At 38.8% G+C, this 20,972-nt stretch carries 18 protein-coding genes and 1 pseudogene; 13 read left to right on the top strand and 6 right to left on the bottom strand.

Features of this window, described 5'->3' with window-relative positions:
* Positions 1-59: 59 nt before the first annotated feature.
* Positions 60-1,025, top strand: coding sequence for a porin (locus CXF74_RS04785; RefSeq protein ID WP_101081255.1), 966 nt, complete (start codon positions 60-62; stop codon positions 1,023-1,025).
* 1,000 nt (positions 1,026-2,025) lie between these two features.
* Here the strand turns inward: CXF74_RS04785 and CXF74_RS04780 are convergent.
* Positions 2,026-3,321, bottom strand: coding sequence for a cation:proton antiporter (locus CXF74_RS04780; protein ID WP_101081254.1), 1,296 nt, complete (start codon positions 3,319-3,321; stop codon positions 2,026-2,028).
* 1,348 nt (positions 3,322-4,669) lie between these two features.
* On the opposite strand from CXF74_RS04780, the gene CXF74_RS04770 reads away from it, so the two are divergent.
* From CXF74_RS04770 to arsJ, 9 genes and pseudogenes are all read left to right on the top strand, one after another.
* Entirely contained in the window at positions 4,670-5,440 is a 771-nt protein-coding gene (locus CXF74_RS04770; RefSeq protein WP_101081252.1) for a bestrophin-like domain, read from the top strand.
* Between the two features lie 212 nt (positions 5,441-5,652).
* The gene (gene hemC, locus CXF74_RS04765; protein ID WP_101081251.1) at positions 5,653-6,588 is read left to right on the top strand and encodes a hydroxymethylbilane synthase; all 936 of its coding nucleotides are present in this window, start codon (positions 5,653-5,655) and stop codon (positions 6,586-6,588) included.
* A complete protein-coding gene (locus CXF74_RS04760; RefSeq protein WP_232772439.1) occupies positions 6,560-7,324 on the top strand; it encodes a uroporphyrinogen-III synthase in 765 nt (254 codons plus the stop codon). The genes hemC and CXF74_RS04760 overlap by 29 nt, the downstream gene beginning before the upstream one ends.
* Entirely contained in the window at positions 7,311-8,429 is a 1,119-nt protein-coding gene (locus CXF74_RS04755; RefSeq protein ID WP_232772438.1) for a uroporphyrinogen-III C-methyltransferase, read from the top strand. Before CXF74_RS04760 ends, CXF74_RS04755 begins: the two co-directional genes overlap by 14 nt.
* Positions 8,430-8,439: 10 nt before the next feature.
* On the top strand, positions 8,440-9,648 hold the full coding sequence (locus CXF74_RS04750) for a heme biosynthesis HemY N-terminal domain-containing protein (protein ID WP_101081248.1): 1,209 nt from the start codon (positions 8,440-8,442) through the stop codon (positions 9,646-9,648).
* Between the two features lie 73 nt (positions 9,649-9,721).
* Positions 9,722-10,225 (top strand): cyclin-dependent kinase inhibitor 3 family protein, encoded by a 504-nt coding sequence (locus CXF74_RS04745; protein WP_101081247.1) that lies wholly within the window; start codon positions 9,722-9,724, stop codon positions 10,223-10,225.
* Between the two features lie 145 nt (positions 10,226-10,370).
* Entirely contained in the window at positions 10,371-10,688 is a 318-nt protein-coding gene (locus CXF74_RS04740) for a metalloregulator ArsR/SmtB family transcription factor (protein WP_442965913.1), read from the top strand.
* A gap of 66 nt (positions 10,689-10,754) precedes the next feature.
* Positions 10,755-11,763: pseudogene (locus tag CXF74_RS04735) on the top strand (ArsJ-associated glyceraldehyde-3-phosphate dehydrogenase).
* On the top strand, positions 11,744-12,991 hold the full coding sequence (gene arsJ / locus CXF74_RS04730; protein WP_232772437.1) for an organoarsenical effux MFS transporter ArsJ: 1,248 nt from the start codon (positions 11,744-11,746) through the stop codon (positions 12,989-12,991). Before CXF74_RS04735 ends, arsJ begins: the two are co-directional and overlap by 20 nt.
* On the opposite strand, the gene CXF74_RS04725 is transcribed toward arsJ, so the two are convergent.
* From CXF74_RS04725 to CXF74_RS04715, 3 genes are read right to left on the bottom strand one after another with little or no spacing between them, the layout of a single operon-like run.
* Positions 12,988-13,542, bottom strand: a complete 555-nt coding sequence (locus tag CXF74_RS04725) for a GDYXXLXY domain-containing protein (protein ID WP_101081245.1) — start codon at positions 13,540-13,542, stop codon at positions 12,988-12,990. The two genes, arsJ and CXF74_RS04725, sit on opposite strands and share 4 nt — an antisense overlap.
* Complete coding sequence (locus tag CXF74_RS04720) at positions 13,532-14,605, bottom strand: DUF4401 domain-containing protein (RefSeq protein WP_101081244.1); 1,074 nt, start codon at positions 14,603-14,605, stop codon at positions 13,532-13,534. The genes CXF74_RS04725 and CXF74_RS04720 overlap by 11 nt, the downstream gene beginning before the upstream one ends.
* Positions 14,602-15,621, bottom strand: coding sequence for a DUF2157 domain-containing protein (locus CXF74_RS04715; RefSeq protein WP_101081243.1), 1,020 nt, complete (start codon positions 15,619-15,621; stop codon positions 14,602-14,604). The genes CXF74_RS04720 and CXF74_RS04715 overlap by 4 nt, the downstream gene beginning before the upstream one ends.
* Before the next feature lie 403 nt (positions 15,622-16,024).
* Between CXF74_RS04715 and CXF74_RS04710 the strand changes: the two genes are divergently transcribed.
* The gene (locus tag CXF74_RS04710) at positions 16,025-18,232 is read left to right on the top strand and encodes a permease (protein WP_101081242.1); all 2,208 of its coding nucleotides are present in this window, start codon (positions 16,025-16,027) and stop codon (positions 18,230-18,232) included.
* Between the two features lie 489 nt (positions 18,233-18,721).
* Complete coding sequence (locus CXF74_RS04705; protein ID WP_157822330.1) at positions 18,722-19,552, top strand: META domain-containing protein; 831 nt, start codon at positions 18,722-18,724, stop codon at positions 19,550-19,552.
* Positions 19,553-19,932: 380 nt separating this feature from the next.
* Here the strand turns inward: CXF74_RS04705 and CXF74_RS04700 are convergent, their stop codons facing one another.
* A complete protein-coding gene (locus tag CXF74_RS04700) occupies positions 19,933-20,289 on the bottom strand; it encodes a glutaredoxin family protein (protein WP_101081240.1) in 357 nt (118 codons plus the stop codon).
* Between the two features lie 100 nt (positions 20,290-20,389).
* On the opposite strand from CXF74_RS04700, the gene CXF74_RS04695 reads away from it, so the two are divergent.
* The gene (locus CXF74_RS04695; RefSeq protein WP_101081239.1) at positions 20,390-20,560 is read left to right on the top strand and encodes a DUF1289 domain-containing protein; all 171 of its coding nucleotides are present in this window, start codon (positions 20,390-20,392) and stop codon (positions 20,558-20,560) included.
* A 3-nt stretch (positions 20,561-20,563) separates the two neighbouring features.
* Here the strand turns inward: CXF74_RS04695 and CXF74_RS04690 are convergent, their stop codons facing one another.
* Positions 20,564-20,926: a hypothetical protein gene (locus CXF74_RS04690; RefSeq protein ID WP_101081238.1), complete on the bottom strand. Its 363-nt coding sequence runs from the start codon at positions 20,924-20,926 to the stop codon at positions 20,564-20,566.
* Positions 20,927-20,972 lie beyond the last annotated feature (46 nt).

Here is a 20,972-nt window from a genome sequence, read left to right as displayed (position 1 = left end):
AAATATAATTGAACCGAACCTTAAATAATAATAACCTTTAAATAAACCATGGAAGAATCATGAAAAAAACTTTATTAGCAACAGCAATTGTATCTGCCCTAGTCTCTGCAACAGCAGGCGCGGCAACAGTTTATGACCAAGACGGAACAACACTGAAAGTTGGCGGTCGTGCTGAAGTTCGTGGTCTATTTAGCGATTCAGTTGACGGCACAATGGAAGATAAAAGCCGTGCACGTATTAACTTTGGTGGTGAAACGAAAATATCTGAAAACCTAACGGGTTTTGGTTTCATGGAATATGAAATTAAATCAGGTGCATCTGAAGTTAAAAACCGTTACTTATTTGCTGGTATCGGTACTAAAATCGGTGATTTCTCTTACGGTAAACAAGATAGTGCAAATGTTCAGGTTTCTGATTTCACAGATATTGCGTCTGAGCATTCTGGTCAGCAACAATATGTTGGCGCGGCAAAAGATAAGCGTGACAATAACTTCTTATACTCAGGTACATTTGCAGATGCATTAACAGTTCAAACTAACTACATTGCAAATGGTGTACAAGAGTTTGATAAAGACGGCAATGCACAAACTGCTTCTGAAGATGCATTTGGTATCTCTGCTGTTTACGCATTTGACTTTGGTTTAGACCTTGGTGCATCTTACTCTGATCAAGATGAAGAAAATCAAGCAACATTAGGTGCTACTTACACATGGAATGACTTGTACGTTGCTGCTACATACGCAATGGGTGCTACTGATGCAAACACTGACTTTACTTCTTTAGAAGCTGCCGTGCAGTACAAATTTACCAAAGAATTCCGCTTAATGGGTATTGTTGGTATGGCTGAAGAAGATGACGGTGCGACTATGGATACAGAAGATTTCTTTGCACTTGAAGCGCAATACCGTTTCAATAAATCTATCCGTACTTTCGCTTCTTATAAGTTAAATAACTTAGATGAAAAAGAAGTGGGTAAGGCTGACTCTGAAAACGAATTAATGGTTGGTCTACGTTACAACTTCTAATCATTTTTTTTCATAAAATGATACAAAAAGATCCCGGCTTAGCTGGGATTTTTTTTGTCTATTTTTTAGCTGGCTTATTAGTTGTTGATTCGCCGTAGAAAGATCTTTTTTGAATGAAAAATAGCCTGTGAGAGATCGACCATTTTATAGTGGAGACATAGTGGTAAAAAGTCCTTCAGATCAACCTTAATAGTCCACTGTTTTTATGTAAGTCGTTGATTTTGTTTGTTTAACTTGTTTTTAATGTTTAAGTGAATGATTTTTATTGGTTTTTGTCGACTAAAATTCTTTGTTAGCATCGTATTATAACTTTCGTAAACACGCAGTCACTTACAGGATATAAGCTTCAGCGGATTACATTGTCAGGATGACAACTTGGACATTCTCAGGATGAGAAGTGATAAAACAGGATGTTTTATCGTTAAGGAAGACAAAGGAACAAACTACAGGATGTAGTTAAGGAACACCTTTCAGGATGAAGGGAATATAATAACTAGGATGGTTATTATTAGTCAGGATGATAAGTGAAGGACACCCCCTAAGGAAAGGGAGATGATTGATAAACAGGATGTTTATCTTATACGGATATATAAATGGATGTGCCCAATGGATTGGGAAGAGGAAGCCTAGATAGGCATAGTCAAAAGGATGCGAAGCAGGGAGCACCAACTATCAAGGATTGGATAGAGTGACTAAATTAAGGGCAGCTTCGGCTGCCCTTTTCATATCTGAAAGAAAGTTAAACGCCCCTAAAAACGTGACTAGCTTAAGTATTCAGTCAGCTTCGGCGGCCCTTTTCATTGCCTGAAAGAAAGTTTTTAAGCCGTCAGCTATTAGCTGTCAGCCTTCAGTTTAAAACCTTAAAACCTTAAAACCTTAAAACCTTAAAACCTTAAAACCTTAAAACCTTAAAACCTTAAAACCTTAAAACCTCAAGCTATCAAGCCGTCAGCTATTAGTTTAAACCTTCAGGCCTTCTTGCACTCAAGCTTTCAGCGTCTTACTTCTCTTGCGTTTCTTCGTGTTTCTTCTGGTAGGCTTTTGCTTTATTGATCAATGGCGTAATGGTTGAGCCTTGAACTAATATAGAGAAAAATACCACTGAGTAGGTCATCACTAAGATGATTTCACGTACATCAATATTCTTTTCCGGAATAATCATTACGCCAGATGGAATCGCCATTGCCATGGCTAATGCTAACCCGCCACGTAAACCACCCCAGGTTAAGATTTTTACTGAATAAGGATTATATTCACGGAAAAATCCAAAACCAAAATAAGAGATGCGAATACTTAGGTAGCGTGCAATCAATACCAGTGGAATCGCGATAACCATCAATATCCAATCTTCTTCATGGAATCCGTATTGAAGCATGCTTAAACCAATCAATAAAAACAGAATACCATTGAGGAATTCATCTACTAACTCCCAGAAATGGTCTAAATTTTCTTTACTCTGTTTAGAGAAACCATTTTTTCTGGTCCAGTTACCAATCATGATACCTGCAACGACCATAGCTAGCGGTCCTGAAACATGAATAATATCGGCAAATACATAACCTGCGGTAGGAATACCAATGGTTAATAACAGCTCCATGGAGTGATCATCGGTGGCGCTAATTAAATAATGGAATACTAGACCTAACGCAAAACCATAAATAATACCGCCAATCGCTTCATGTAAAAACAGTTCTGAAACGCTAGCAAAGCTCGGGCTTTCGCCTGAGAAGGCAATGGCAAATAAGGTAACAAAAATGACTAAGCCAAAACCATCGTTAAACAGTGACTCGCCTTCTATTTGTGTTGATATTCGTTTCGGTGCATCGAGTTTTTTTACGATGGCTAATACGGCGATAGGATCGGTGGGTGATATTAACGCACCAAATAATAGGCAATAAATTAGATCAAATTGAAAACCGATGTATTGGCAGATATAAAACAGTGCATAACCAATAAAGAAGGTTGAAAACAACGTTGCACCGAGTGCTAATACGGTAATTTCCCATTTTTGGTCTCGTATATTGTTCAGCTTAATACCCAGGCCACCGGCAAATAATAAAAAGCCTAAAATTCCTTTCAATAAGAAACTATTAAAATCAATTTTATCGAGTTGTAGGGCTGCTTCATGGCCCAATGATTCAAATCCATTTTTACCTGCAACGATAATTATCAGCGATAGAATCAGTGATCCTGCTGTAATTGCAATCGTGCTTTGCATCTTCCCTATCTTACTGTTGATAAAAGCAATCAACATTGCCGCTGCCGCGACAAAACATAAACTGGCGTAGACAGACATAAAAAACCTTATAGCAAATTAAAAACTGCACGAATAATATGCCTTCCCATTAGAATAGCTAGCAATAATTGTTAAGCGGTTGTTATCTCTGTAGCCCCTGTATCAGTGATTTGTTAAAGAAGTTAAGTGTTTTAGCGAGACTGTTTTATATTTTCACCATTAAAGTACAGCGTCTTAAAATGTTAGCGTGTTTTATGCTCTCTTCTATAAGGATCAGTCATTCACTTTTATACGTTTTTAGGCTTTGATTATTTGAATTTAAGGAGAGATAAAAGAGGGTTATTCGTTATTATTAATGAAACTTATTTTTAAAATAGAGCTTACTCTCCTTTTCATGTTACCTCTGTCACACTTATTTCGCGGGGGAAATTATGATTGAAATGACCTTGTGAGAGATCGACCATTGTAGGTTGGGGCGATTGTTCTAATATAAAATAAATTTCACTATTCAAAAAAACAATAACATCGTAACTAAATGAAAAATAAGACTATATTATTATTTGATGTTCTTTGGACTGAATTGTTTATGCCTTATCGTAAAATTTTTCTCGCGCAAACAGGTATTATTTGTTCCGTAGAGAGCAGATACGGTTTTACAGGATGTAGAACAATAACGAATCAACTCTTTGCAAATGTCAGGATGACACGTTGGACACTCTCAGGATGAGAAGAAATAAAACAGGATGTTTTATTGTTAAGGAAAACAAAAGGACAAACTACAGGATGTAGTTAAGGAACACCTTTCAGGATGAAGGGAATATAATAGCTAGGATGGTTATTATTGTTAAGGAAAACAAAGGAACAAACTACAGGATGTAGTTAAGGAACACCTTTCAGGATGAAGGGAATATAATAACTAGGATGGTTATTATTAGTCAGGATGACAAGTGAAGGACACCTCCTAAGGACAGGGAGATGATTGATAGACATGATGTTTATCTTATATGGATGTACAAAGGGAAGAGCCCAATGGATTGGGAAGTGGATGCCTTGAACGGCAATTAGTCAAATGGATGCAAGCAGGGAGCATCAACTATCACGGATTGGATAGAGTGACTAAACTTAGGGCAGCCCAGGCAGCCCTTTCCTTTGCCTGTAATAAAATAATTCCTCCTCAGATACTCAACGTTTCAACATTTCAATAAAACCCTCAGCACAAAAAATACTTATACACCGCCATTTTTCTATTTACTCTATCTATGTTTTCTTCTCTCATATCAAACATTATTCTTATATCTCAGCGCTTGATTTAAGTGACGCAGTAAACAAATTGAAGGATCTATACAGAAACAAGTTAAAAATGGTCAATACTTATCTCTCTTCTATTTTGCTTTGCTTTGGGTGATATATGTATAACATTAATCAGTTTGATAACTTACCGCTATGGCTTTTGTTAATGCTGCTAGTGTTATTAATACTTTTGATGCTTGAAGTGGGTTATTTAGTCGGAAAACAAGCCTTTAAAGAAAAACCCAACGATGGCTTGAGCACCATGGCAACAGGCGTTGCAAGTCTGCTCGCCTTTATTTTAGCGATCACCTTTAATATGTCTGCCGGTCGTCAAGACGCGCGTAAACAACTTGTTGTTCAAGAAAGTAATAGCATTGGCACTGCTTATCTACGTTCTGATTTAATCCCCCAGCCTCTCAGGTTACAATCCAAAAAACTACTTAAAGAGTATACAAATATTCGTTTAGTTGGTGTTGATGATGCACTTGTGGTTAATCAGATGATGGCTAAAAGTGAGCAGATTCATATTGAGCTGTGGCAAATAGCGATTAAGGTTAACGACCTTGTCTCTGGTAGTGCTGCAAAAATGTATATTGAATCGATTAATGATGTTATCGATATGCATACCGTACGCACTCAACGTGCTATCAAAGGCAGAATACCGGTGACAATTTGGATGACGCTGTTTTTACTCATTAGTTTTGCGATGATATTAAGCGGATTACAAAATGGTGCCAAACAGAAACCGCGTATGATGTTGGCGCGTATCCCTTTTTCCTTGGCGTTTGCTATTACGCTGACGTTAATTATTGAGCTTGATAGGCCCGCTCGTAGCATTATTGATGTTGACCAAAGCGCGATGATTTCATTGCAAAAAAGTATGCAATGAGATAAAAAGTAAGGCGCTATTGATGAGTGATCTGACCTATGTTGAGAACATTTAAACAGCGCTGTGGCAAAGTTTTGAATGAGACCTTTAGAATAGACTTACTTTAATAGCGGTATATCTTGTTGCCGTAGAATCCCCCTTTTAAAGCCTCACTAATTCTCTTATACTCTGCTTTAATATTCTGATTTTCATTATCTTTATTAAGAGATCTCATGACTACAAAAACAATCCGTATTGCAACTCGACACAGCCCACTTGCTATGTGGCAAGCTAACTTTGTAAAAGCTGAGCTTTTGAAGTTTCACCCTGATTTAATCGTTGAGTTATTACCAATGAAAACCAAGGGCGATATTATTCTAGATACGCCATTGGCTAAAGTTGGCGGTAAAGGACTTTTTGTAAAAGAGCTTGAAGTCGCTATGTTAGAAGGGCGTGCTGATATTGCCGTTCACTCAATGAAAGATGTACCTGTGGATTTTCCTGAAGGGTTAGGCCTGACGGTTATTTGTGAGCGCGAAGACCCACGTGATGCCTTTGTCTCTAATAACTTTACTTCTATTGATGAATTACCACAGGGCGCGATTGTGGGGACTTGTAGTCTTCGTCGTCAATGTCAGCTTCTTGAGCGTCGACCTGATCTGATTGTTAACGATTTACGCGGTAATGTGAATACACGTTTACGTAAATTAGACGAAGGACAGTATGATGCGATTATTTTGGCCGCGGCAGGACTGATGCGCCTAGATATGCATGAGCGTATTGCCAGCTTTATTGAGCCTGAAGTGAGTTTGCCCGCAGTAGGTCAAGGCGCTGTAGGTATTGAATGTAGGTTGGATGATGAGCAAACGATCACTCTATTAAAATCACTTGAGCATATCCCTACTCGTCAGCGAGTAACAGCAGAGCGTGCGATGAACCTTGCGCTTCAAGGTGGTTGTCAGGTGCCGATTGGTAGTTATTCTATCTTTACCGATGAAGGTCTGTTTTTACGTGGTTTAGTGGGCAGTGTTGATGGCAAAACGATTATCCGTAAAGAGATAACAGGAAAGCCAGAAGATGCAGAGCAGATGGGACTTTACTTAGCACAGCAACTATTAGATTGTGGCGCCAAAGAAATCCTTGAAGAAGTATATAGAGATAATGCCTAAACCGCGTTTATTGATCACGCGTTTTGCACCCCATGCAAAACGCTTGGCTGATTTACTTAATGAGCAGGGCATTTATAGTCTTGCTCAGCCATTGCTTGAAATAAAAGCAGTGGCAAGTTCTCTTTACCCATTCCACAAAAAGTACGACGACATTATTGCCATTAGTGCCAATGCCGTTGAATATACAGATCGTGTATTGAAAGGGGAGCAATGGCCGTTAGCCCGTTATCTAGCCGTTGGAGAGTCAACCAAATCGTTATTAGCGCAAAAGGTGGGGCAATCTGTTTTTCTTCCCTGTGAAACCTTTAATAGCGAAGGTTTGCTAGCACTTTCACAATTACAACAACTGAAAAATCGCTCGATATTAATTTTACGTGGTGTTGGTGGTAGAGAATTTTTAAAAGAAGAGTTAATTGCACGCGGGGCAAGTGTTGATTATTATGAATCATATCAGCGTGTTGCTATTAACTTTTCCAGATCAACGAGTATCCAGAAATGGCAACAGCTAGCAATTAATGGTGCTATTATCAGCAGTGTAGAGTTGCTTGAGCAGTTAATAATAGTAGCCAAAGACGATAAAAATTGGTTATTGTCACTCACTATTTTTACTGCAAGTGAACGTATTTTAGAACATGCAATTGCTTTAGGTTTTCAAAAAACAGAGCTATTGCCAAGTATATCAAATCAAAAGATTATTGATTATTTTACTGATGAGGGTAGTTATGACCGATACTGAAAATAAGATAGAGAATAAAAAAACGCCGTTAAGTGCTAAACAAAAGGGCATTAGATCCCAGAGAATCGCACTCTTTAGTGGTTTATTATCTCTGATTTTAATTGTGGCATGTGCGCTTTTTGCATTCACTATTTATAAGCAAAATAAAGCCTCTGTTGCCTCTCAACAAGTCCAGTTAACCGAGTTAACGACTCAATTAAACGCACAATCCTCTGAACAAAGCAGCCAGCTTCGCCAAACCATAAAAATTAAAACCACCTTAGAAGCACAACTTGAAAAAGTGACTTTGCAACTGCAGCAAGCGAATAACGATAACAAAATTTCTAAGACAGATATTCAATCTTTACAACGCAGTTTTGCAGCCACCAATATACGTCACCCTAACGATTGGATTTTAGCGGAAGTTGAATACCTATTGACGCTAACCGGTAGAAAAATTTGGTTAGAAAAAGACATAAAAACAGCTATCTCATTATTAATTGCCGCTGACCAACGCATTGTTGAACTTAACGATGCAAGTTTAAGCCCGTTACGTGGTGCACTACTTGAAGACATCAATGCCCTAGAAGCATTGCCTAAGCGTGACCCTGATGGCGTTATTTTAGCGCTAACAAGTCTCGAACGCCGTGTTGATAAACTACGTTCAACCAGTTTAATCATGCCCGATGCTGATGAAAATAAAGCCACAGAAGTTTCTACGGATATTAATGAGTGGGATGACAATTTAATTAAATCTTGGAATGTATTTGTTGATAGTTTCATTACCGTTAATAAACGTGAATCGAAAATTAAAGCATTACTTTCACCTGAGCAAAGCTGGTACTTACAAGAGCATCTACGCAATAACTTAGCAAAGGCTGAGTTTGCTATTTACCGTGAGCAGCAGGATGTCTATGACATTGCATTAGAGAATACGCTGACATTACTGAATAATTATTATGATTTGAAAGATAACGAGACAGGTCATTTTTACAAGTCGATAAAACGCCTAAGTAAACGTAAAGTCTCGATAAAATATCCAGATCAATTAAAAAGCGCACCGTTATTGGAACGTGTCATAGAACAGCGTTTACAAAAATCACTTGCTAGCTCAACGCTGAAATAGGAGAAATATCATGTTTAGAATGATTTTGATTATTTCAGCCCTTATTGCAGGATTGATTTTAGGGCCTGAAATTAGTGGTAACAAAGGTTACATTCTTATCTCTTTTGATAGTTACACAACCTATGAAACGACGATTATTAATGCCGGGTTTATTGCAGTAATTTTCTACTTTTTATTGTTGCTTGCGGAGTGGATTTTACGTCGTTTGTTATCGATGAGTAAGGTCACGCGCGGCTGGCTTGGGCAACGTAAAACCAAGAAAGCACAGAAAAACAGCTTATTAGGCATGTGGGCGTTGTTTGAAGGTAAAAATAAACAGGCACATAAACTGCTTTTACAATCAGCAGAACGTAGTGAAGCCCCGGCGTTGACCTATATTGCAGCGGCAAAAGCGGCACACCTGCAAGGTTTATACGATCAGCGTGATGATCATTTATTACTGGCTTGTGAAAGTAATAAAGGCGCACAGCTTGCGGTGGGTCTTGTTTGGGTTGAACTACAGCTTGACGTTAAACAATACGAAAATGCACTGGCGACCTTGCGTGAATTAGCGCTGAAATTTCCTAATAATAAACGTATCGCACAACTGTATTTAGATATTTATCCCGCTTTAAGTGAGTGGAAAAGATACATTAAAGTATTAAATGAGCAGCGTAAAACATTAAACTATAACGCGCTTGAATTTGCTGCGGTTGAGTTAAATGCTCACCAACATTTCTTTAAGCAGTTAGCCGCAGACAATGCAGACAGCTTAAAATTATTTTGGGATAAACAAGCACCTCGCTGGATGCGTAAAGAATTAAATTATCAAAAAGCGCTATTAGATGCGTATATCGCAACCGATAATGGTAAACATGCTCAGGCGCTTCTCCTTGAAAAATTAAATAAGCAGTTCTCGCTGCCGTTATTAGCTTATTTGGATAAAATCGTAGTGACGGATCATTATCCGCTGATTATGTTATTAGAGAAAAAGCTGAATAAAGGCGCGGATAGTGGTTTGATTAACCAAGCATTAGCGAAGCTGAAATTAAAAGAAAACAATCCTATCGCAGCCATTAAGCATTTACAGCTGAGTTTACAAACAGAGCTTAATGCTGATGACTTTGCTTTAGTTGCACGTTTACTTGAAGAGCAAGAAAGGTTTGAGGAAGCCAATAACTATTATCGCCAAGGATTATTATTTGCAACAGACACGGCGACTGATGTCGTCAAGGTGTAATAAAAAAGCGGTAATATTAACTAGCAGGCATCGGCCTGCTTTTTTATATCAGTCATTTATATAGGTTATCAATATGTCAGTTCATCCCCTTTTTACACTCGCGATTAAAAATAGCGATGCAAAAATAATTTTAACGCCTTGTCCTGGTACTAAAGAAGCCGATCTAACTACTTCATTAAATGAAATAAAAGCAGCGGGTGCGCAAGCCATTCTTACTTTTATGACCCAAGCAGAATTAGATAAAAACAATCTGTCTGATATTGGCGAGTCCATTAAAGCGAAAGGTATGTCGTGGTTTCATCTTCCTATCGTGGATGACGAAGCACCAGAAGCGCCATTTTCAAGCGAGTGGAAAACAGCAGGTCCTGCAATACATCGTTTAATTGAGCAAGGTAAAAGTATTGCCGTGCACTGTAAAGGTGGATCAGGCCGTACGGGGCTTATCTCTGCGCAGATATTATTAGAGCGTGGCGAAAAAATAGAACCTTTGATGAAACGTATTCAGCGCTTACGTCCCAATGCGTTTACACATGCTTGTCATCGTGACTATTTGCATAACCTCGCGAGTAAACTTTAAACTTCATTCCGTTGTAATTGCTTCTACCTAAGCAGTTACAACTCGCTATTTCCTTCTTCTTTGATCGTCATCTACTTGTCATAAATGACAGATAGTATATATTTCCAGCTTATATATGCGTTTTTTCATATGTGCGAATTAGGGAATGTATATTGTAATGCAAGCGATTCAGTTTTTTAAAGCTCTTTCAGATGTCACACGTTTAAAGATAGTGATGCTCATTCATTTAGAAAACGAGCTGTGTGTCTGTGAATTAATGGCGTCAGTAGAAGATAACCAGCCGAAAATATCCCGCCATTTAGCGCAATTAAAACGCTTGGGGTTATTACTCGATAGAAAACAAAAACAGTGGGTTTATTACCGCTTAAACCCAGAGCTGAAAAGTTGGATGTTACAAGTGATTGCAGAGTCTTGCGCCGACAGCGAGTCGTTGTTGACTGAAAATAAAATAAAACAAAACTAAGTGCAATGACAGATCGCCCGAATAGTTGTTGTTAATAGAATTTAAAATAAATGAAAGGATTTAAACATGAAAATTAAAGTAGGTATTAACGGTTTTGGTCGTATTGGTCGTCTCGCATTACGCGCAGCCTATGATTGGCCTGAGTTAGAGTTTGTTTTAATTAATGATGTTGCCGGTGACGCTAAAACACTTGCACATTTGTTAGAGTTTGATTCAATTCAAGGTCCGTTGGCATCACCAAGTTGATAGTGATCAGCAACAAATCGTGATTGGCGAGCAGAAAATCAAGTGCACACAACAGCGCGAAATAGGGCAAGTAGACTGGTCTGACTGTGACGTCGTGATTGAAGCAACAGGTGTTAATCGTGATGCTGCTTTATTACAAACTTATTTAGACCAAGGCGTAAAACGTGTTGTTGTTTCCGCACCCGTTAAAGCTGATGGCATTGCTAATATCGTAGTGGGTGTTAATGATGATATTTACCAGCCTGAGTTGCATAAAATTGTAACAGCAGCTTCTTGTACAACCAACTGCTTAGCGCCTGTTATTAAAGTCATTAATGAAAAAATTGGTATCGAGCAGGTCGCTTTTACAACGATTCATGATTTAACCAATACACAAACTATCTTAGATGCGCCCCATAAAGACTTACGCCGTGCCCGTGCTTGTGGCATGAGTTTGATTCCAACCACCACAGGTTCAGCAAAAGCTATCGTAGAAATATTCCCTGAATTAGCGGGTAAAATAGATGGTCATGCAGTGCGCGCCCCACTGGCGAACGCTTCATTAACCGATATCATCTTTAACCTAAAAGAAGATTCAACGGCTGAGCAAGTGAATGCGTTTCTAAAAAGCGCCTCTGAAAACGAACTTAAAGGCATTCTTGGTTTTGAAGAAAAACCATTAGTGTCGATTGATTACCGCGGAGACCAACGCTCTACGGTTATAGATACCTTATCCACTATGATGGTTGGTAAACGCATGTTGAAAATATACGCTTGGTACGATAACGAAATGGGCTATGCAACACGTACTGCCGAATTAGTCAGAACTGTTGGTCTATCAGATAAATAATATTTTTAAAAACCTCTCTAGTGAATTAAAACAATACCTGGTTATTACCGGGAATTATTGGGCATTTACGCTAACGGATGGCGCGTTACGTATGTTGGTGGTGCTGTATTTCCATCAGCTTGGTTACGATGCACTGCAAGTTGCTTTGTTGTTTATTTTCTACGAGTTTTTTGGTGTTATCACTAATTTACTAGGAGGGTGGTTAGGCGCAAAACTGGGTCTTAACCGCACCATGAACATTGGCCTGTTTATACAGGTCATTGCTTTGTTGATGTTGGCTTTACCCAGTGAATATTTAAGTATTGCTTGGGTGATGTTAGCGCAAGCTTTCTCGGGTATCGCTAAAGATCTCAATAAAATGAGCGCTAAAAGTGCCATTAAGTTATTTGTAACAGACGATAATCAAGGGCAGTTATATAAATGGGTTGCCATTTTAACCGGCTCTAAAAATACTCTGAAAGGCATTGGTTTCTTTTTGGGTGGTTTGTTATTGACTTTAATTGGATTCCAATCTGCGATGTTATTGATGGCGGCTCTGTTATTGGTGGTTTTCATCTGCAGTTTGCTGTTATTAAAGCAGGATCTTGGGCGTGTTAAACGTAAGATAAAATTCAAAGAGCTGTTTTCAAAAAGTCCTGCTATTAATCGTCTTTCGGCTGCCCGACTATTTTTGTTTGCTTCCAGAGATGTTTGGTTTGTGGTGGCATTACCTGTTTATTTCAGTGAAACTTATGGGTGGAATTCCTGGTCTATTGGCGCTTTGATTGCAGCATGGATTATTGTTTATGGCGGCATTCAATCTATCGCGCCTTACTTAACAGCTGGAAAAAAATCGGATAACAAATCAGTACGAGTTCCAAATGGAAAACATGCTGCATTTTGGGCGCTTGCATTAACCTTTACGCCATTATTAGTGCTTATCAGCCTTACTGTTTCAGTTTGGTTGGTGATCGCTTGTTTGTTCCTCTTTGGCGGTTTATTTGCCATTAACTCTTCATTACATAGTTATTTGATTGTGAGTTATGCGCAAAAAGAGGGCGTTTCATTAGATATTGGTTTTTATTATATGGCTAATGCGATGGGCAGACTGATCGGTACACTATTATCAGGTTGGGTATTTGTGAGTTTTGGCTTGCAGGCTTGTTTAGTGGTTTCTTGTCTGTTTATTTTAATCGCCACGATTATTTCATGGCGATTACCTGTTAATGAATCGATGCAAAATAGCTAAGAGTCAGTAGGCGAAGTATTATTATGCGGGGCCTGTTGTGGTGCAATAAGGGTTAAGTTTTCATCAAACATCGCATTCAATAACAGTTCACCCTGTGCCGTCACTTTGAACTCGCCATAACGTGCTTTTTCATAAGCTTTAGCTGTCCCTTCTTCAAAGAAAAACGCATTACTGGCTATCTTTATTTTATTATCACGCACGCGGTAATTCAGCGTTAACTCATTTTCTTGTAGTGGCTCACCTTGGTGAATTTGTTGGTAAGTCGCGATGTTTTTCGAGTCCAAACTGACTACAATTTTTCCATCATGTGCTTCGATAGATTGTCGCCATTCTCGCTCTTCTTTGTTTTTGGGTAACGCCTTATAAAGAGCATTACTGACAACATAACGTAATGCCATATAGTCGCCTTGCATTAGTGAGCGAGGATCAACAGGCGCTAATTCTAAATACACAGTTTGGCCATGTTTTAGGTGTTGTTCTTTGTTATAAATTGAAAAATTAATGACAGCGAGAATAACCACTAACATCATGATGACGAGTTTATGCCTCATTGTTCACTCCTGGTTTTAGTGGGTTGGCGAAGGTTAATAAAAGGTAACGCAGTAATAACAGGAATAAACCGACGACTAATAAGCTGGCCGATTTTTGCAGTAGGGTGAAGGTTAATAAATAATAATAACTGCCAATATAATAGAGCAAAGCACAGGTGCCTAACCCTTGTAATACTTTATTACTATTGGAAAAACCCAGCACTAAAATAGCCAAGCCGACGGTAATGCCCGGCGCTTGCATCGATAACAAGCAAAAACAGATCGTTGTACCAATAATTGTTATACGGCTAAGCAGGGAAAACGCCATCGCACTGCGTTTAATGAGCGTGATCACGAGGTAAAGCATAACCAGCAGTAATAATGTTTCATCTAAATAATGGTTAATTGTTTGCTCTCCATTATGCTCACTCAGCCAGTAAGTTATTTCATAACCCAGTGTGTTAGAGGCTTGTAGTGCAATCAGCACGATCACAATACCGTAACTGAGCGCTTCAAATGATGGTTGGTATCGAGGGAATCGCCATTCATTTAGCACTAATGTTGTCACTGCAAAGAGCAAGGTTGCACTACTTAGCAGGGAAATCTGCAGGTAATGAAAACTGATTATTAATGCGATGCTAGCAAACAAAGCGGAACAAACCCTATGTATGTAATGAGGCATGAAAATCGCTAATACACTTTGTAATGCAAACAATATAAGCCAGCTTACTAACGGTGACGATGCCCAGTTATTGGCGAATAATGCCCATGCAATCAACGCTTGGCCTGCAAGGCTTGTTGCTAACATTAAGTGCTCTAGAAACTCGTGCGGATTACTTCTTAATAAAAAGTAGGCCAGTACAATAAAGCCAGACCCAATTAAGAAACAAGCAACACTATCACTAATGGCATCATGTAACGTAAGTAAGAAAAAGCCCAATATAAATAATGAGGCGACCCAGCCAGAAAAGGCTAATAATAATTTTACAAACCAAGGTGAATAAACCGTTTCGTTGGCCTGATATTCACCCGAGACGATATTTTTTTGTTGTAGTTGTTGCCATGTTTTTTGTTGGATATTCATAGCGACATCTCCTTATGCACTTTTTTCAGCCACAAAGCCGCTAAGCTAGTGAGTCCAATAATGACTAGCGCAGTTAATAACAATAAACCGCCATTTAGATGATTACTGGTTTTATGAATAAACAGCGTGGTGATAATCACAATGCTTGAGAAGCAGCCTCCCGCGAGCATAAATAAGTCTTTTTTCAGATAACGATAAACGATTAAAAGAGCAATCATAAAGCTAAGCCACAATATCAAGGGTAAGTCGCTTGTATCTCTTGATGAGGTAATATTTTCAAAGTAAGAGAGGGTGATCATAAAGCCACTTAAAGTAGCAATCGTGCGTGCAATCCATCGTGGTGATAAATAATCAAAACGTGTGTTATTGAGCTCTAATACAATGAGTGCACAACTATTGAGAATAAAAATAGTCAGGAAGTGCTCATGTCTTGCATCAAACATAAAGGGCCAAGGAGAACCAAAGCTGTCGGTATAAAGGCTAAGCGCGATATTGAGTAAGGCAAGCCAACTTAACCACAGTGAGGCAAAGCGGGCGATAATAACCCAAGGGGTAATTAGCATTGCCCAATAAAAAAACAGGGTCCACGGATCAGCACCGGTTTGATAGGTTTGCCCAAAAAAGGCCATTAACACACCCACAAATAGGGCACTTAATGATAAGCAGATTTGCCCATTGAAGCTGTTTTTAGGTGCTCGCCAATAAGCAAAGACAGATCCTACAAGTAGTACTTCTACGAGCGTGAACTTTGCAAAACGGCCAAATTCATTCCAGTTATAGGCAATAAAAAACAGTGCCGCAAAACCAAGCGCTAAGACACCTAAGCTCAGTAATAATCGGTCGATAAACTTAAACCAACTGTGTGTATTAGGCGATACCTGCGTGCAGATTAAGGCATTGTTAACCTGCTCTGGTTTTATATCGCCTCGATGAATAAATTCGCTAATAACTTGGCGTACTGATGACATTATTTCTTCCAGTGAAATTTTTGTTTGGTTTACATCAAAAATAAACATTGTTAGAGACCTTGATCTCGGTTAATAAGTATCTCAATCTTAATGGTACGTATTGTATTTTTGTTGACTGTTAATATTTATAGATATATTGTGATTGATAATTAATATCACTTACGTTTTAGGAGAAACTTATGACAGGACTTAGCCCTTTATTTCAGTGGATAGCTATTTCGTCGTTTTTATTTTTGTTAACCCTTTTATTTATGGCTCAAATAAAAATTATTTAGATATTTTCTACAATAAAATTAATCTGTTACGGTCAATTATAATTTTACAATAAAGTCCATGCATACCCGCCACAAACGGTGTTTAAACAACAATAACCCTCAATCGCTAGACCCTAAACAAAGAGTGTTATATTATAACAATCTTTTTTTTAGCTAATTTGGTTGAGAGTATTATTATGTTGCTGTTTTTGAGTGTCCTAGCCCTGTTTCTTGGGCCTATTACTTATCGCTTATTTCAGCGCCAGCCGGGTTGGTTAGACTTCCTTGATGCGTTTATTTTTGTCACTATCTCTGGTTTAGTGCTTTTCCACATTCTTCCCGAACTATTACACAGCGGTGGCTTAATCGTTTTGCTATTAATGGCGATCGGTTTGTTAATACCAAGCTGGATAGAAAAATACTTCCACAAAGTTGCTAATCAAGCACACCAAACAACCCTGTTCTTAGGTGTTTTAGGCCTTGTTTTACATGCAACGATTGATGGCTCTGCGTTATTAGTGGAAACGGGTGACCATACTGCATGGCTGCTGGCGTTAGGTGTTTTATTGCATCGTTTTCCTGTTGGGTTAACGGTTTGGTGGTTATTACGCCCACAGTACGGACGTACTTTACCCTTAGTTATTTTAGCCTGTATGTCTCTGGCAACCATAGGTGGTGCGCTGTTTGCTGATTATTCTTTTGCGCAGTTAGATGGCGAATTAGTGACATGGTTCCAAGCCTTTGTTATGGGCTCGATCATGCACGTGGTATTGCATCGTCCTTATCTTAATAAGAAAAAACACTCTCATTCTCATGACGAAGCAGAAAAAGAAGAACAAGCAGAAAATCGTTATGCTGCGGGGGCTGGTAGTATTTTAGGTCTTATTGTTTTAGCTGCTGTGTTATTACCACATTGGTTAGGTTATATAGAACATAACCACGATCATGAGGCGACACATGAAACTCATTCAATCGTGGCGATTAATCACGAAGAAGCTGGCCACGAAGGACATGATCATGAAGTTGTAGGACATGAAGCGCACGAAGAAGCGGGCCATGAAGGACATGATCATGATGCTGTAGGCCACGAAGCGCACGAAGAAGCAGGCCATGAAGGACATGATCATGATGCTGTAGGACACGAAGCGCACGAAGAAGCAGGCCATGAAGGACATGATCATGATGCTGTAGGGCATGAAGATCACGAAGAAGCAGGTCATGAAGGACATGATCATGATGCTGTAGAGCACAAAGAAACGGGCCATGAGGGACATGATCATGACGATGCAGAACATGAAGCGCACGAAGAGGCTGGCCATGAAGGGCATGATCATCAATCACATACTGAAGTGGCAGAAGACGAGCATCGTTCTAATACAGCGCTAACGCTTATTAATGTGACTAAAATTGCTTTATATAGCGCACCGATGTTGTTATTCGCCTACTTCTTAAGTGCGTTAATGCATTATTTTAAACCGAAATTTTCTATTATGCCGATGCAGGGCAGTCAAAACTTCTTTGCCGATAGTTTGAAAGGGGTAACTTATGGTTTGCCTTTACCTGTGTGCTCACCAAGTGCCAGTAAAATGCATCAGCAACTACTGCAATTAGGCGCAAATCAAACCTTCGCGACAGCATTTTTAATCGCAACACCGATTATTGGTTTTGATGCATTGCTTATTTCTCTGCCTTTATTAGGCGAGCAAATGTTGTTATTACGCCTTAGTTTAGCTGCCATTTTTGCGCTTTCTATTGCGTGGTTATTAGGGCGACACTTTAAAACACCTATCTCTTTGATTGCTGCGCATAGCTGTCAGGGTGGTAAACCCACTTCACGCTTTATTAGTGCTATTAAACAAGGTTATCAGCATCAGCTTGATCACACTGCACCTTGGGTTTTATTAGGTTGGGCACTGGCTGCTACATTATCAACTTCGCCAGCATGGTCATTCTTTGAACAAGCATTATGGTTACAAGTTTTGGTGATGATTGTTATTGCTTTCCCGTTTGCACTTTGTGCCACGGGTATTACCCCGGTGCTTGCTGTGTTGCTAATGGCTGGTTTGTCTCCTGGTGCTGCGATTGCTTTCTTCTTAATTGCGCCAACAATAAGTCTGGAACTATTAAAAACACTCAGCAAACAACAGGGATTTTTCGCCGCTATGAGTTTGGCGATGTTGATGACCGCGGGCGCTTTTTTAACCGGACTGTTATTAAATCAATATATTAATGTGCTTTCACCAGCATGGCTTGAGCAAAATATTACTGATTACGGCCTCTGGCAGATGATCAGTTTGGCTGTTATTTTAGTACTCTACTTCAGTTCATTATTACGCCGTGGCGCACGCTGTTTTATTGCTGAATTAGTACCAAAGAGCTTTCTAAAACATAGCCATAGTCATTAATAAGCACCCCTGTTGTTCGCTCGGATAACAGAAGCAGATACCCACTCTTTATCGGCATAATTAACCACAAATGGTTAATTATGCCGACTGCACATCCGCTCTCTCCTAAAATAGACGTACTTATAATGGTATTTTAATATTGTCAGCCTCAGAGCGTATTTAAAGCTTTCTCATTACTAGTTATCCTCATGCACTACATGGCAAGTGCATTATAATTGAAAATGCTTTTAGCACTCCAAAATACGTATTGCTATCGCGTTGTTCCCTATTATTTTAATAAAAAACGACCACGAAGCCACTTCGTTCCACAGAGAACACGAAGAAACCAAGAGCAAAAATTCAATTTGCTCTTTAACCTTCTTTTTCTTCGTGCCTTCGTGGTTAATTTCTTTTGAATTTATTTAAATTGTTTAATCGCATTTATAATGCGCTTGCCCTGTCATGCACTACGCTTTGCTTACTGTATTGGTTGATAAAGTGAGGCTTAATATGAAAAAGTTGTACTGGGTCCTGATTGCAATTGTCATCGCCGTTGCGCTGGCCGAAGGTTATGCGTTATATCAAATCCCTAAGTCGGAAACGATTAAAGGGGTGTTAAATTATGATTCGTCGATAGAAATTAAACCAGGAACAAGCTTTAAATTAAGCCTAGAGTCTCGTGAACAAGGGGAGAGTAAATTTGCTATTTTAGCTGCCTCTGAAAGTAATGATTTTACGCAATTCCCACAGCATTTTAGCTTACCTGTTTTAAGTAAATCTTTAGCAAATGTGGGCATTTACCAGTTACGCGTAAAAGTAACTCATCAACAGGACGTTTTATTTGTGAATAAAGGTCTATTACCTTTAACACGTGCCGACTTAAAACAGCCTCTTAATATTGATCTACAAATACCGGTGATACCACGCGCAAAAATAATTATTACCCCCAGCGTAGCCCCCACTGCGATAGTAGAAGAGATTATTCAGCCAACACCTATGCCAATCCTGCTTGATGTGGATAAACTATTGGCCAATAAACGTTGGTTATTACAAACCAAAGAAAGCAGCGAAGCGTATATTATTTTTGATATGAAAAAGCAGTATGCGTTTGGTAGCGGAGGGTGTAATAAGTTTCAAGGAGGATATCAAGTTGATCAAAGTACCATCGTATTTAATCAGTTTATTGCATCTTCTAAGTATTGTGAGCAGTTAATGGAAGTGGAAACTTACTTCTTAAGCGCGTTACCTAAAGTGACTAACTGGTTGGTAAAAGAGGAGGGTGAAACACTTTATTTTTACGATGATAACAAGCAGTTATTACTTCAGTTTTCCGCTAAATAAAAATAAATGGGTTATTCATCTATCAATAACCCGTTATATATACCCATGCTACTTCAAGATGCTTTGTCAGGCACAAGCTCGATAACCAGAGCAAGGCACAACATGAGGTAACCTATCGAATGTTAACTACGTGAACCTTCTAACGGTAGGATTAAAAAAAGACGTTACTCCCTTATTGTTATTCACTTTTCGCTTGTTGTAACACTGGGCTGCCATGGTTGAATAATAAGCGAGCTTGCGCCCCGTAGGGCAAGGTAACTTGCACTCATCTACGTCGTTATAAAATATCGACTTAGAATGACTAGGCTTCAATTTTATGCCTAGTATCTAGGCACAACTTTCCTTGCTGACTTTGCATCTTGAAGTTGTATGGATAGGCTTTATGCAAAGCGCTCGTTTAGGTAATTGCTAATGGCAGATGACTCGTACATCCAACTTACCTTGTCACCCTCTTCAATACGTAAACACGGTACTTGCACTTTGCCACCTTGTGCTAATAACTGCGCTTTATGATCTGCATTTTTTGCATCAATCGTATTGATATTAAGGCCTTTACGGCGAATATCACGACGTACTTTCACACAGAATGGGCAAGCTTCGTATTGGTATAATTGTAGTGATTGAGTTTGTGCATCAACGGCTTGTTGTGCAGAGCTTTCACGTTTTAGTTTTTTAGGGCTAAAGATAAAGTTAAGCACTAAAATAATGCGGCCTAAAATCCAACGAATAATAAACATATGAGCTCTCTCTGTTATTGTTATAAAATTGTAGCGCAGTGTAACGGATGCAGAAGTCACACTCAATTCTGAATGTGGGTATAAATTTAAAGAGTCAAAAATGAATAAAGTAGAGAGTCCTTGCGTGGGCAGTTGTTGTTTAAATCAAAAAGATGTTTGTATGGGCTGTTTACGCAGTTTAGAAGAGATAAAAGAGTGGGGACAAGCAACGGATAAGCGTAAAAAAGAGATAATAATACGTATAGAGTCTAAAAAAACAGCACTAAAATAAACACTATAAACTGACTACTGAGCCATTTGAAATCGGTTGAGGGATGCCTTTACATAATATTCTTAGTATCATTCGATCGTGTGCAGCCTTTCTTTTTGCTATTGCACAGTGTTGATCTTTAGGCTGATCAATAACTTGCATGTTTAACTCTTCTTTAGATGAAGTATGCAGCTGAAAAGTGAATCGATCATAGGGGCTAAGTGTTAAAAACTTATCTTCAATATTAAGCACTACTGTGCCTTGTAAGCCCTGTACTTTCCCATGTATTTGTACTTTTGTCGTTTGGATATGCGTGGAATTATGTGATTGTATCCAATACCAAGCGACTGAAAATAGAATCGTCACGCTAATAATAATGTATTTCATTTTGGTCCCCATTTTTTCATTGGACCATACAATATTTATCAACTAC

This window comes from Psychromonas sp. Urea-02u-13 (assembly GCF_002835995.1).
Taxonomy (GTDB): Bacteria; Pseudomonadota; Gammaproteobacteria; order Enterobacterales; family Psychromonadaceae; genus Psychromonas.
The sequence above is the reverse complement of the archived record's forward strand: the minus strand, read 5'-3'. Positions and strand labels throughout refer to the sequence as shown.